The sequence below is a fragment of the Yoonia sediminilitoris genome (assembly GCF_003058085.1).
Lineage (GTDB): Bacteria > Pseudomonadota > Alphaproteobacteria > Rhodobacterales > Rhodobacteraceae > Yoonia > Yoonia sediminilitoris.
The window spans coordinates 129899-142514 of the sequence record NZ_QBUD01000003.1; the positions used below are offsets into that span (position 1 = coordinate 129899).

Genomic DNA, 12616 nt, shown 5'->3' on the forward strand with positions numbered 1-12616 from the left:
ATGAACAGATCCATCCTCTTTGTGACGGGCACCCGTGCCGACTTTGGCAAGCTGGAGCCGCTGGCCATCGCGGCCCGCGACGCGGGCTTTGCTGTGTCGTTCTTTGTGACGGGGATGCATCTTTTGGCGCGCTACGGCCTGACAAAGGTCGAAGTACAGCGCACCCCCGGCGTGCAGGTGCATGAATTCCTGAACCAGCGCCCCGGTGACCCACAGGATATGATCCTTGCCAAGACCGTCATAGGCTTTTCCGATTTTGTGCGCGAACAGCAGCCAGATCTTGTCATCATCCACGGCGACCGGGTCGAGGCACTATCTTGTGCGCTGGTCTGTGCGACCAACTACATCCGCTGCGCCCACGTAGAAGGTGGCGAGGTGTCCGGCACGATCGATGAAATCTACCGCCACTGCAACAGCAAGCTGGCGGCGCACCACTTTGTATCATCCGACGATGCCGCCCGCCGCGTCATGTCACTGGGCGAGGCAGCCAACCATATCCACCCGATCGGATCGCCTGAGCTGGATTTTCACGCAGGGCCGTCCGGCGTGACATTGGCAGACGTCAAGACACGCTATGAAATCGCGTTTGATGAATACGGCATTTGCGTGTTCCACCCCGTCACGTCAGAGGCCGACACAATGGGCGCACAGGCCAAAGCCCTGTTTGCAGCTCTGCGCGCATCAGACCGGCCCTTCGTTCTGATCGCGCCCAATAATGACCCCGGCTCGGCCCCGATCTTTGCCGAAATCGACACCCTGCCCAGCGATCAGTTCCGCGTCTTGCCGTCAATGCGCTTTGCCCATTTCTCTGAACTGATGAAAAATGCGGCCGTGCTGGTTGGCAATTCATCCGCTGGCGTCCGCGAGGCGCCATTTATCGGCCTGCCATCGCTGGATATCGGCACCCGCCAAACGAACCGGGCCAAGTCCCCGTCGGTCTTTTTTGCCGACGCTGGCGCGACCGATCAAATCGCGGCATTCCTGCGGGACCAGTGGGGCCAAAGCTACCCGCGTCATAGTGCATTTGGCGGCGGCAGCGCGGCTGAACGATTTGTCGCCGTATTGCAGACCGACGCATTCTGGGATGCGCCCTTGCAGAAAACTTTCCATGACAACGCAGGTTAAGATGCACCGTGGCTGGCAGTTGCGCCTATATCTGTCGGCCTCTCATCTGTTTCCCCTCTTTGCCCGGCGCCTGCTGCGGCGCAGGCTGGCGCGGGGAAAGGAACACCCTGACAGGTGGCGCGAAAAACTGGCGCAAAATCTGGCGCCACGGCCCAAGGGCACGCTGATCTGGCTGCATGCCGTGGGTCTGGGCGAAGTGCTATCGCTGCGTGGCCTGATTGCCCGCATGGCGGCACGGGACCCGACTGCGCATTTTCTTGTCACCTCCTCCACTCTCGCCTCTGCCGAAGTGCTGTCCAAAAATATGCCGCCCCGCACGCTGCATCAATTCCTGCCGCTTGACGCCCCGGCCTACCACCGCGCTTTTCTGGATCACTTTCGCCCCGATCTGGCGCTGTGGGCCGAGCAGGACCTGTGGCCGGGATTTGTTAGCGGATTAGCTAAGCGTGCCATCCCGCAAGCGATCATTGCCGCACGTATGAACGCGAACTCCTTTGAAAAGCATCATAAAGCAGCAGGCCTGTACCGCGACCTTTACGGCGCAATGCAGTTGATCACCGCACAGGATGAACACACCATCGCCCATCTTGTTGCATTGGGCGCGGGCGATCAGGTGGCGCTGACAGGGTCGTTGAAACCCACAGCTCCGCCGCTTGGCCATGACGCCCAGGCACTTGCAGCCTTGCAAGTGGCACTGGCAGGGCGCACGGTCTGGGCAGTGGCCCCGTCGCATGCGCCGGATGAGGCGATAGCACTTGAAGCCCACGCAAAGTTGCGCGCAACACACCCCGACGCGCTGCTGATCATTGCGCCGCGTCATCCTGATCGCGCGGCTGACATTGCCACCCAAATCCCCGCCAAATTCCGCAGCCGGGATGACATCCCCACCCGCGATGATCCGATCTGGATTTGCGACAGCTTTGGCGAACTGGGGCTGATCTACCGCCTTGCCAGCCTTGTTCTGATCGGTGGCACATTTGGCGATACCGAGGGGCATAGCCCTTGGGAAGCCGCCGCACTTGGCTGTGCTGTCGCCCACGGCCCCCGCGTGGCCAACTTTGCCGCAGACTATGCGCTGCTGGATCAGGCGGGAGGCGCAAGGCAGATCAAAGATGCGGCCGACCTGCTTGCTTTGTTACATGACAGCGGCGACATGGTGGCCTGTGCTGCGGACACAATTGCCGGATTGGATCAAAAGGCCGATCAGTTGGCGGCCGATCTACTGCGCCTCGCGAAGGTGGATCATGACTGACAATTTCCCCTCGCTCAAACTGCGGTTTGCCCTGATGGTTTACAGTGTCCTGTGGTGGGTTCTGATGCCGATTGTCCTGCTGTATCTGCGCAAACGCGGGGCAAAGGACCCGTTGTATAAATCACATCTGGCCGAGCGTTTTGGCATCTATCCAAATGCGCGCCCTGATGCGGTCTGGGTCCATGCGGTGTCACTTGGCGAAATGCGCTCGGCCACGCCGTTGATCCGCGCGTTGTTGGCACGGGGCGACCATGTGGTCACAACCCATTTCACCCCGGCAGGCCGCCGCGAGGCGCAGCGCGAGTTTGCAGGTGAAATCGCAAGCGGGCAGGTCCAACCGGTCTGGGTGCCTTTTGAATATGGCTTTGCCTACCGGCGCTTTCTGCGTGCCTTTGCCCCCAAATACGGGCTGGTGATGGAAATCGAGATTTGGCCACGCATGATCATGGCCTGCCGCAAACAGGGCACGCCCCTGTTCATGTGCAATGCGCAATATCCGCGCAAAAGCTATGAAAAAGACAGGGGCGGACTGCGCGCGGCCCTTCTGGCCGGTTTCGCAGGCGGGTTTGTCAAGTCGCAGGCCCAGAAAGACCGCTTTGCCGATGCAGGCATGTCCAACATTCACATCACCGGCGAATTGCGCTTTGACCAGCCAATCCCGCAGGCACATCTGGATGCCGCTGCCACTGTCCGCGATCATTTCACCAAGGGGCGCCCGGCCTACACGCTGACCAGCGTGGTTGAAGGCGAAGATCATATCTATATCGACATGATCCGCCAGACGCCCGACGCCTGTTTCGTCTATGTTCCCCGCGCACCTGAACGGTTTGACGAAGTCGCCGCGATGCTGCGTGATGCCGGTGTCAGGTTTGCCCGCCGCTCTGATCTGTTTGATGCGGCGTTAGAACCCGTTCAACCACTGGACGACATTGACGTGCTGCTGGGTGACAGCATGGGCGAGATGTATTTCTATCTGGGCCTTTGCGACCGGGCGATCGTTGGCGGCGGCTTTGTCACCAAAGGCGCGCACAACGTGATTGAGCCGCTGGCGTTGAAAAAACCCGTCATCGTGGGGCCGCATATCTGGACAATCGAATACCCTGCCACCGAAGCGATTGCCGCAGGTGTTTGCACCCATGTGGCAAATCCCAAGGCATTGCAGGACGCCGTCGGCCATCCCGCAATAGTCACCGACGCGCAAATCACGCAGTTCTACGCGGCGCATGCAGGCGGGGTCACGCGCACGTTAGCCGCATTGGACAGGTTGTTTTAGCCGCCGATATCCTCCGGCCCGACGGCGGTGGCCTTGATGATCGCGTAAACCTGCTGGCCCACGGCCAGCCCCATCCGCCCTGCACTGCGCCGCGTCACACGCGCCAAAAGCTGGTCGGTGCCAGCCCGCAGGCCGACTGCCACACCCGGCCCGCGCCCTTGTTCAAGCGCTGTTATCGTCACGGAAAGCACATTCAGTGCGCTGATCCCTTTGGGTGGTTCAGTCGCAAGAATCACATCTTGCGCAGGTATCCGCAAACGGACTGACTGCCCCAGTTTGCCAAGGTTTCCCGGCATCAGGATACGGCCACCAGAAAAGGTGAGCTCTGTCAGCCCGTCATCCAGCAACCGCCCCGCGACTTTCATCCCGATCACGGCACCCGCATCGCGCACGCCTAACAGGGGCACCACATCGGGACGCGACAAGACAGTACCCACAGGGCCGGAGGCCACGACCTGTCCGGCTTCGAGGATCACAAGCGTTGTGGCCAGTCGCGCCACCTCTGACACATCGTGACTGACGTACAGGATCGGGATTTGCACCTCGTCCCGCAGCCTTTCGATATAGGGTAAAATCTCGGCTTTGCGGGGGGCATCAAGGGCCGCCAGCGGTTCGTCCATCGCCAATATCTGCGGGGCTGACATCAGCGCACGCCCCAGTGCCACCCGCTGCTTTTCGCCACCAGACAGGCCCGCAGGTCGACGATGCAGCAAATCGCCAAGGCCCAGAACGTCAATGACACGCGCCATATCATGCGTGCCACCGTAGGTCAGATTGCGATGCACGCTCATATGCGGAAACAGCCGCGCATCCTGAAACACGTAGCCCACGCTGCGGTGCTGCGGGCGCAGGTTGATGCGACATTGCCTGTCATACAACACCTTGTCGCCTACCGCGATCTTGCCCGCATCAGGCTGCAACAGCCCCGCAACCGCATTGACCACGCTTGTCTTGCCAGACCCGGACCGACCAAAGACAGCCGTGACACCCGCGGGCGCATCGAACGCAACATTCAGCGCGAAAGCCCCAAGGCTTTTCCCGATCGCGACATGCAGCATCAGCGACCCAGCCTTTTGGACATCCGATGCGCCAGCCATTCCGACATCAAAAGCGCGCCCATCGCCAGCACGACTGAAATCACCACCAGCCCAGTCACGGCGCCTTCCCCGCCGGGCACCTGCAACAGCCCATAGATGGCCGACGGGATGGTTTGTGTTTGACCGGGGATCGCGGCGACAAAGGTGATTGTTGCCCCAAACTCGCCCAGCGCCTTGGCAAAGCCCAGCACGGCCCCTGCCAGAATACCTGGCAAGATCAGGGGCAGTGTGATCGTGCCCCAGATGCGCCAGCGCGATGCGCCCAGCGTCTCGGCTGCCTGTTCCAATCCCTGATCGACCGCCTCAATCGCCAGCCGGATGGCCCGCACCATCAGGGGAAACGCCATGATCGCCGCCGCCAGCGCCGCCCCGGTCCAGCGAAAAGCCAGTGTGATACCAAATATATCATAGAGGACCGCGCCCAGCGCCCCCTGCCGCCCGAACAGAACCAGTAACAGATAGCCGGTCACAACCGGCGGCAGCACCAAGGGCAAATGCACCAACCCATTCAACAGTTGACGCCCCGGAAAGGATTTGCGCGCCAAAAGATAAGCCACAGCAATTGCGACGGGCAACGCACAGATCGTCGCCACCAGCGCCACCCGCAGCGACAGCCGGATCGCCGCCCATTCCGCTGGCCCAAGCTGGTCTATCATTGCGCAGACATAGGCGGCAGAAACCCCGCGTCGGCAAGAACTGCCTGACCGGACGGGCTTTGGATGAAATCCCAAAACGCCGCCGCTTTTTGGTCTGACTGTGCAGTCAACGCACCGGTGTAGCGGATCGGCGCATGGGTATTCGCGGGAAAGCGGGCCACGATACGCACTGCATCCGTCGCACGCGCGTCAGTCTGATACACAATACCCAACGGGGTCTCTGCCCGGGCGACAAGGGTTAGCGCGCTGCGCACGCTATCCACCTCGGCCAGTTTGGGTGACAGGGTGTCCCAAAGGTCTAGCGCAATCAGTGCCTGTTTCGCATAAATCCCCGCCGGAACTGAGCCTGTCAGCCCCACAGCCATACGCCCGTCACCCAAAGCCGCAGTCATACCGCCCTGATCCAGCGTGACATCTGCGGCAGTGGCTGGCCCGATCAGTACCAGAGCGTTACTCGCAAAATCGGCGATTGTGTCAGCTTGCACAAACCCTTGTTCTTGCAGCACATCCATCCATTCGCGGTTGGCCAGCAGAACAAGGTCAGCGGGCGCGCCTACGCTGGTCTGGCGCGCAAGCGTGCCACTGCCCGCATAGGACACCACAACATCATCAAATTCGGCAGCAAGCCTATCGACAGGTTCCTTCAGGCTGGCCGCTGCAAAAACGACCACGTCTGCCCGCAGCATAGCAGGGGACAAGAGCATCAAAAGGGACAGAAAAAAACGGGCCATCATGGCGCGACTATCCGGCGATTGCGCAGGCAAGGCAAGGGCTAGGGCCCTGATCCTAGACCCACGCTTTGGCGCGGGCGCGCAGCGCGCGCAATCTGTCGCGCAAATCCTCGCCGATGGGGCCGTTGCGTGGCGCATCCCGTAGCGTGCTGACCCAATGGGGCTGCGGTTGGTGGACACGGGTTGGCCCCTGCCAATGCAGGCTGCGCAGGATATCCTGTACATGCAGCGGCAACTGGTCTGGTATCTCTGCCCCCGTAAGCGTGGCCCAGACACCGGACCAAAGACGGCCAACCGACCACGGGTTATAGCCACCTCCGCCAAGCACCAGATAACGCGGCGCCATTCCCTGCAAAGCGGCAACAATCGCCCAATGGGCGTTGTTCGACAGAGCCAGCCGCGATTGCGGGTCCTCCAGCACCGCGTCAGCACCGCATTGCAGCACAATCGCGTCAGGGCGAAAATCCGCAACCCGCCGCAAGATCAGATCATCGCGGATCAGCGCCATCTCGTCATCATGCATCCCTGCGAGTACGGGCAGGTTATAGACCTGACCCACGCCACAATCCGTCAGCGCGCCGGTGCGTGGCCAGCGGTTTTGTTCATGGACCGAGATCATCAGTGTGTCCGGATCAGACGCAAAGGCATGTTCGACCCCGTCAGGGTGATGCGCATCGATATCAACATAGGCGATGCGCGTGGCCCCGTTCCGGCGCAGTGACTGAACTGCAAGAACCGGATCGTTGAGGTAGCAAAATCCGTTCGCCCTGTCGGGCAGCCCGTGATGGGTTCCACCGGCAGGGGAATAGATGATGCCACCTTTGGCCAACAACTCTCCCGCCAGCAGTGATGCACCCGCTGACGTGGCCGGACGGCGGTACATTTCCGCATAAACGGGGTTCGACACCGTTCCCAGCCCATGCCTTGCGCGTATGACGTCGCTCACCGATTGGGTGGCTTCTGCCTTCTGTAAAGCCGCCAGATAGGTGGCCGTATGATAGCCTGTAAGTGCGGCAGGCTTGGCGCGCGGACTGTTGATGAATTGCCCGGGCGTCAGCCAGCCCAGCGCCCGCGTGACATCCATCACTGTCGACACGCGTGGCACCCTTAACGGATGCCATTCGCCGTAGCTTGAGTGCCGATATATCTCAGACCCGATAAATCGCGGCGCGGGGGTTGTGGTGGTCATATTGTCTTGGCAACTTTCCAGCATAGTTGGGATTTAACCCAAACGCAGGCTGAAACCATGGCAAAAGCAACAGTCCGGCAGCTTCCTCTGAAACTGCGCGCAGGGCGCAAGACCGATGTACGCGCCCAGTTCGCCGCCTTGTGCTGGCGGATGAAGAATGGCGAATTGCAGATTTGCCTTGTGACCAGCCGCACGCGCAAGCGCTGGATCATTCCAAAAGGCTGGCCGATGCATAAACAAACCCCCGCACTGGCCGCAGCAACCGAAGCCTATGAAGAAGCAGGCGTAAGCGGCACGGCAAGCGACATGTGTCTGGGTGCTTATTCTTATGTCAAGCCACTCAAAACGGGGGAAGCGCCCGTGTTGACGATGGTTTATCCGCTGCATGTCCAGCATGTGCACAGCAATTGGCCTGAGAAACATCAGCGCAAGCGCAAATGGTTCAGTGCAAAGAAAGCCGCCAAAAAGCTGAGCGAACCGGAGCTCAGGCAGATTGTCGCGACCTTTTCGCCCGGCAAACTGGCGGATTAGACACGCGGCGCCGCCGTGCTATCTTCGTTCGAAGCCGCTTGCGCAATGGTTCAAAACGCCTATTTAACAAATAGGCCCCTAAACTCAGACGGACATGATCAAATTTCACCTCAAATGTGACCAGGACCACCATTTTGAAAGCTGGTTCCAGTCAGGCGACGCATATGACAAGCTCGTCGCAACCAAAATGGTGACTTGCGAGCAGTGCGGATCGTCCACGATCAGCAAATCCATCATGGCCCCTGCCGTCAGCACATCCAAAGCGATTACCGCCCCAAAAGCGACAGAAGCCGCCCTGACCGCCTTGCGCGAAAAGATCGAGGCAAACTCCGAATATGTTGGCAGCACATTCGCAAAAGAGGCGCGGGATATTCATGATGGCATCAAGCCAGACCGCCCCATCTATGGAGAGGCCAATCTGACCGAGGCCAAAAAACTGGTCGACGACGGGATACCCGTTGTCCCCCTGCCCTTCGTACCACGCAAGAAAACCAACTAGGAGATCGCAATGACCACGCTGATCACAGGTGCCAATCGTGGCATCGGCAAAGCCCTGCGCGAGCAGTATGCCTCCCTTGGTCGCACCGTCATAGGCACGCATCGCGCCCCTGCGGCAGATGGCATGCTGCAACTGGATGTGACAGAACCTGCATCGCAGGCCAGTATGGCCGCGCTGGTGCAAGGGCCGCTTGATCTGCTGATCTGCAATGCTGGCGTCTATCTGGACAAGGGGCAGGACCTTGCATCCGGTTATCCACCCCGGATGTGGGCCGACAGTTTTGCCACCAACGTCACCGGCGTCTTTCTGACGATCCAGCATTTGCTGCCCAAGTTGCAGCAGGCGCAGAGCCCCAAGATTGCAATCATTTCGTCGCAGATGGCATCCGACACGCACGCGCCGGGGGGCAGCTATATCTACCGGGCGAGCAAGGCCGCAGCACTGAACCTTGGGCGCAATCTGGCAACAGACCTGAAACCACAGGGGATTGCTGTTGGCATCTATCACCCCGGTTGGGTCCAGACGGACATGGGCGGCAGTGCGGCGGCGATTGATGCCCAAACTGCGGCAGCCGGACTGGTTGCAAGATTTGATGCGCTGTCACTGGCAACAACGGGCTGTTTTGAAACATGGGACGGGCAGCCACACCCCTACTGACGCATTCTACGGGAAACGGTTTAAGCGTTTGCGCTTCACCTTCGCGGTGATTAAAGGGGACGCGGACCAAAGGATCTATCGCTAATGCCTACCCTTGTGATGAAATTCGGCGGCACGTCAGTCGCCAATCTGGACCGGATCGCCCGCGCAGCAAAGCGTGTCGCACTGGAAGTTGCCAACGGCTATGATGTGATCGTCATCGTGTCGGCCATGTCCGGCAAAACCAATGAATTGGTGGGCTGGGTTGATGAAACCTCGCCGCTTTATGATGCGCGTGAATATGATGCGATCGTTTCATCGGGTGAAAACGTCACGGCGGGCCTGATGGCGCTGCGCTTGCAGGAAATGGATATTCCTGCCCGCAGTTGGCAGGGCTGGCAAGTGCCGGTCAAAACCACATCTGCCCATTCCAACGCCCGCATCGAAGAAATCCCTGCCGACAATATCAACGCCAAATTCGGTGAAGGCATGAAGGTGGCAGTCGTCGCCGGATTTCAGGGGATCAGCCCAGAAGGGCGCATCACAACACTGGGGCGTGGCGGATCAGACACAACCGCCGTGGCATTTGCCGCAGCCTTCGGGGCAGAGCGCTGCGACATCTACACCGACGTGGACGGCGTCTATACGACTGATCCGCGCATCACCAGCAAAGCCCGCAAACTGGACAAGATCGCTTTTGAAGAAATGCTCGAATTGGCGTCGCTTGGCGCCAAGGTCCTGCAAACAAGGTCGGTTGAACTGGCCATGCGCTATAAGGTGCGCCTGCGGGTGCTGTCATCATTCGAAGAACCATCGGACAGCGCAGGAACGCTTGTCTGTGATGAGGAGGAAATCATGGAATCCAATGTAGTCGCAGGCGTCGCCTATTCCCGTGATGAAGCGAAAATGACCCTGATATCTGTGGCCGACCGTCCGGGCATCGCAGCCGCCATCTTTGGGCCCCTGTCCGAAGCAGGGGTCAATGTCGATATGATCGTGCAGAACATCTCCGAAGAAGGCCGGACCGACATGACGTTTTCATGCCCGGTCGATCAGGTGTTGCGCGCCGCCAAAGCAATGGAAGACGCCAAGACATCAGGTGATATCAATTTCCACGATCTGGTCACGGATGACGGTGTTGCCAAGGTGTCAGTCGTTGGAATCGGCATGCGCAGCCACGCCGGTGTTGCCGCACATATGTTCAAGGCACTCCACGATGAGGGGATTAACATAAAGGTCATTACAACCTCAGAGATAAAAATATCTGTGCTGATTGACCGAAAATACATGGAACTTGCGGTGCAAGCACTTCATGATGCCTTCGAATTGGAAAAAGCGGCCTGATCCTTTCCGGGGATCGGACCGCATGACGGGAGATCCATGCCACATCGGTTAGAAAGCGAAAGCCGGAAGCTGCTTGGACGCCTGCGCGAAGCGCTTGCTGGCGACAACGAAGGTCAGGCGCGGCTGGACAGGGTCGTTGATCTGATCGCCAGTTCCATGCAGGCCGAGGTCTGTTCCATCTACCTGTTTCGGGATTCCGAGACACTGGAACTCTGCGCGACGCAGGGGCTTGAACAAGAAGCGGTTCACCAGACACGGATGCGGCTGGGCGAAGGGCTTGTCGGGCGTACCGCCCAAAGTGGCACGGTCATCAACACTGCCGATGCGCCCGCCGCCAAGGGTTTCCGCTATATGCCGGAAACCGGCGAAGAACGCTATTCGTCCTTCTGCGGTGTGCCCATTCAACGGCTCGGAGATTCGCTGGGTGTGCTGGTCGTGCAGACAAAGGCCGCACGCGAACTGACGCCAGATGAAGTGTACGCGCTGGAAATCGTCGCCATGGTCATTGCAGAAATGACCGAACTAGGTGCGTTCGTTGGCGAAGGTGCCGCCCTTTCGGCCCGACACCAGCAACCGGTCATGTTGCGCGGTACAGTCGCTCAGGAAGGCGCCAGTGAAGGGCAGGTTTTCCTGCATGAACCACGCGTCGTGGTCACAAACCCGATTTCGGACGATCCGGACAGGGAATTGGCCCGATTGCGCGAGGGTGTCGAAACCTTGCGCAAGTCAATCGACAACATGCTGATGGGGGCCCGGACGGCCGACACAGATCAGGCGCAGGTTTTGCAAGCCTATCGGATGTTCGCCAACTCATCCAGCTGGATGAAACGGATGGAGGCAGACGTGGCAAACGGCCTCTCTGCCGAGGCAGCCGTCGAAAAAGAACAATCCTTGGCGCGCACGCGCTTGTCCAAGGCTGGTGATGCCTATCTGCGCGAACGGTTGCATGATCTGGACGATCTCTCCAACCGGCTATTGCGCATCCTCACTGGGCAGGGGTCCAACGCAGAACACGACATGCCCGACGCGCCGATCCTTGTTGCGCGCAACATCGGGCCCGGCGAATTGCTGGACTACGGTAAAAAGTTGAAAGGTATCGTGCTTGAGGAAGGGTCTGTCGGCAGCCATGCTGCGATTGTCGCCCGCGCATGGGCCATCCCGTTGGTCATCAATGCCAAGGGAGTGACTCGTGAAGCCCTGAATGGCGATACCATCCTTGTGGACGGGGAACAGGGCATCGCGCATCTGCGCCCCGATGACACCGTTCACGCGGCATTTCGTGACAAGCTTGAAATGCAGACGCGCGCGCAGGAACGCTATGCTTCAATCAGGGACCTGCCTGCCACGACCAAGTGCGGTCAGACGATTTCACTTATGATGAACGCCGGTTTGATTGCCGACTTGCCATCGCTGGAAGGATCGGGCGCGGAAGGTGTGGGGCTGTTCCGGACAGAATTGCAATTTCTGATCCGCAATCAAATGCCCAAACGGGCGGAACTTTCCGCGCTATATTCGCGGGTGCTGAAATCTGCGGATGGCAAACGGGTCGCATTCCGCACGCTTGATATCGGGTCGGACAAGGTTCTGACGTACATGAAGCCCAACGACGAACCGAACCCTGCGATGGGTTGGCGCGCCATCCGGGTCGGACTGGATAAACCCGGCGTGTTGCGCATGCAGCTTCAGGCGCTGTTGCGGGCCGCTGATGGCGGGCCACTCGCAGTGATGTTCCCCTTTGTTGCACAAATGAGCGAATTCCGGGCCGCAAAGGCTGAAATGGACAAGGCAATCGCCCGTGAAGAAAAGCTCGGGCATGCGCTGCCGTCCAAGCTTGAAATTGGTGCAATGCTGGAAACACCCTCGCTGGCCTTTGCGCCAGACACGTTCTTTCAAGAGGTCGATTTCATCTCGATCGGGGGCAATGATCTCAAGCAGTTCTTCTTTGCTGCGGACCGCGAAAACGAAAGAGTGCGCAAGCGTTATGACACGCTAGATGTCAGTTTCCTGACGTTCCTCGAACAGATCGTGAAACGCTGCCAGACCAGCGGCACGCCTGTTTCATTCTGCGGGGAAGACGCCGGTCGTCCGGTCGAAGCGCTGTGTTTTGCCGCATTGGGGCTGCGCAGCCTGTCGATGCGCCCGGCGTCAGTCGGTCCCGTCAAACACCTGTTGCGCCGTGTTCACCTTGCCGAAGTCCGCGCCGTCATGGACAAAGCTATCGCAGAAGGGCACCAGTCCGTGCGCCGGGCTGTGTCCGACTGGCTGGTCTATCAGGTTTGATGG

The 12616-nt window shown here is 59.5% G+C and carries 12 protein-coding genes; 8 read left to right on the forward strand and 4 right to left on the reverse strand.

All coding sequences use genetic code 11. The features are described from left to right. The 3 genes from neuC to C8N45_RS08900 are packed head-to-tail and all read left to right on the forward strand — an operon-like array spanning position 1 to position 3650. Complete coding sequence (gene neuC / locus C8N45_RS08890; RefSeq protein WP_108385887.1) at positions 1-1125, forward strand: UDP-N-acetylglucosamine 2-epimerase; 1125 nt, start codon at positions 1-3, stop codon at positions 1123-1125. Further along, positions 1109-2377, forward strand: a complete 1269-nt coding sequence (locus tag C8N45_RS08895) for a 3-deoxy-D-manno-octulosonic acid transferase (RefSeq protein WP_108385888.1) — start codon at positions 1109-1111, stop codon at positions 2375-2377. Before neuC ends, C8N45_RS08895 begins: the two co-directional genes overlap by 17 nt. Continuing rightward, positions 2370-3650, forward strand: a complete 1281-nt coding sequence (locus C8N45_RS08900) for a 3-deoxy-D-manno-octulosonic acid transferase (protein WP_108385889.1) — start codon at positions 2370-2372, stop codon at positions 3648-3650. The genes C8N45_RS08895 and C8N45_RS08900 overlap by 8 nt, the downstream gene beginning before the upstream one ends. Here C8N45_RS08900 and modC read toward each other — a convergent pair. From modC to C8N45_RS08920, 4 genes are read right to left on the reverse strand one after another with little or no spacing between them, the layout of a single operon-like run. Further along, positions 3647-4708 (reverse strand): molybdenum ABC transporter ATP-binding protein, encoded by a 1062-nt coding sequence (modC, locus tag C8N45_RS08905; protein WP_108386072.1) that lies wholly within the window; start codon positions 4706-4708, stop codon positions 3647-3649. The genes C8N45_RS08900 and modC overlap by 4 nt on opposite strands. Further along, positions 4708-5403, reverse strand: coding sequence for a molybdate ABC transporter permease subunit (modB, locus tag C8N45_RS08910; protein ID WP_181868916.1), 696 nt, complete (start codon positions 5401-5403; stop codon positions 4708-4710). The genes modC and modB overlap by 1 nt, the downstream gene beginning before the upstream one ends. Further along, positions 5400-6137 carry a molybdate ABC transporter substrate-binding protein gene (gene modA / locus C8N45_RS08915; protein ID WP_245882611.1) on the reverse strand — a complete coding sequence of 246 codons (738 nt, stop codon included), beginning with the start codon at positions 6135-6137 and terminating at the stop codon, positions 5400-5402. The genes modB and modA overlap by 4 nt, the downstream gene beginning before the upstream one ends. Before the next feature lie 52 nt (positions 6138-6189). Beyond that, entirely contained in the window at positions 6190-7347 is a 1158-nt protein-coding gene (locus tag C8N45_RS08920; RefSeq protein WP_108385890.1) for an acetoin utilization protein AcuC, read from the reverse strand. 33 nt (positions 7348-7380) lie between these two features. Here C8N45_RS08920 and C8N45_RS08925 point away from each other — a divergent pair, with 33 nt between their 5' ends. The 5 genes from C8N45_RS08925 (at position 7381) to ptsP (ending at position 12613) form a co-directional block, all read left to right on the forward strand. After that, positions 7381-7854, forward strand: coding sequence for an NUDIX hydrolase (locus tag C8N45_RS08925; RefSeq protein ID WP_108385891.1), 474 nt, complete (start codon positions 7381-7383; stop codon positions 7852-7854). A 94-nt stretch (positions 7855-7948) separates the two neighbouring features. Then, on the forward strand, positions 7949-8353 hold the full coding sequence (locus C8N45_RS08930; protein WP_108385892.1) for a DUF1178 family protein: 405 nt from the start codon (positions 7949-7951) through the stop codon (positions 8351-8353). A 9-nt stretch (positions 8354-8362) separates the two neighbouring features. Beyond that, positions 8363-9010: an SDR family NAD(P)-dependent oxidoreductase gene (locus tag C8N45_RS08935; protein WP_108385893.1), complete on the forward strand. Its 648-nt coding sequence runs from the start codon at positions 8363-8365 to the stop codon at positions 9008-9010. 84 nt (positions 9011-9094) lie between these two features. Beyond that, positions 9095-10333, forward strand: a complete 1239-nt coding sequence (locus C8N45_RS08940; protein ID WP_108385894.1) for an aspartate kinase — start codon at positions 9095-9097, stop codon at positions 10331-10333. Positions 10334-10369: 36 nt separating this feature from the next. Beyond that, positions 10370-12613 (forward strand): phosphoenolpyruvate--protein phosphotransferase, encoded by a 2244-nt coding sequence (ptsP, locus tag C8N45_RS08945; protein ID WP_108385895.1) that lies wholly within the window; start codon positions 10370-10372, stop codon positions 12611-12613. The last annotated feature ends 3 nt before the right edge of the window (positions 12614-12616 follow it).

Excerpts from the sequence above, each read along its gene's own strand:
- neuC (WP_108385887.1), top strand. The coding sequence starts at position 1 with ATGAACAGATCCATCCTCTTTGTGACGGGCACCCGTGCCGACTTTGGC.
- C8N45_RS08895 (WP_108385888.1), top strand. The coding sequence starts at position 1,109 with ATGACAACGCAGGTTAAGATGCACCGTGGCTGGCAGTTGCGCCTATAT.
- C8N45_RS08900 (WP_108385889.1), top strand. The coding sequence starts at position 2,370 with ATGACTGACAATTTCCCCTCGCTCAAACTGCGGTTTGCCCTGATGGTT.
- modC (WP_108386072.1), bottom strand. The coding sequence starts at position 4,708 with ATGCTGCATGTCGCGATCGGGAAAAGCCTTGGGGCTTTCGCGCTGAAT.
- modB (WP_181868916.1), bottom strand. The coding sequence starts at position 5,403 with ATGATAGACCAGCTTGGGCCAGCGGAATGGGCGGCGATCCGGCTGTCG.
- modA (WP_245882611.1), bottom strand. The coding sequence starts at position 6,137 with ATGATGGCCCGTTTTTTTCTGTCCCTTTTGATGCTCTTGTCCCCTGCT.
- C8N45_RS08920 (WP_108385890.1), bottom strand. The coding sequence starts at position 7,347 with ATGCTGGAAAGTTGCCAAGACAATATGACCACCACAACCCCCGCGCCG.
- C8N45_RS08925 (WP_108385891.1), top strand. The coding sequence starts at position 7,381 with ATGGCAAAAGCAACAGTCCGGCAGCTTCCTCTGAAACTGCGCGCAGGG.
- C8N45_RS08930 (WP_108385892.1), top strand. The coding sequence starts at position 7,949 with ATGATCAAATTTCACCTCAAATGTGACCAGGACCACCATTTTGAAAGC.
- C8N45_RS08935 (WP_108385893.1), top strand. The coding sequence starts at position 8,363 with ATGACCACGCTGATCACAGGTGCCAATCGTGGCATCGGCAAAGCCCTG.
- C8N45_RS08940 (WP_108385894.1), top strand. The coding sequence starts at position 9,095 with ATGCCTACCCTTGTGATGAAATTCGGCGGCACGTCAGTCGCCAATCTG.
- ptsP (WP_108385895.1), top strand. The coding sequence starts at position 10,370 with ATGCCACATCGGTTAGAAAGCGAAAGCCGGAAGCTGCTTGGACGCCTG.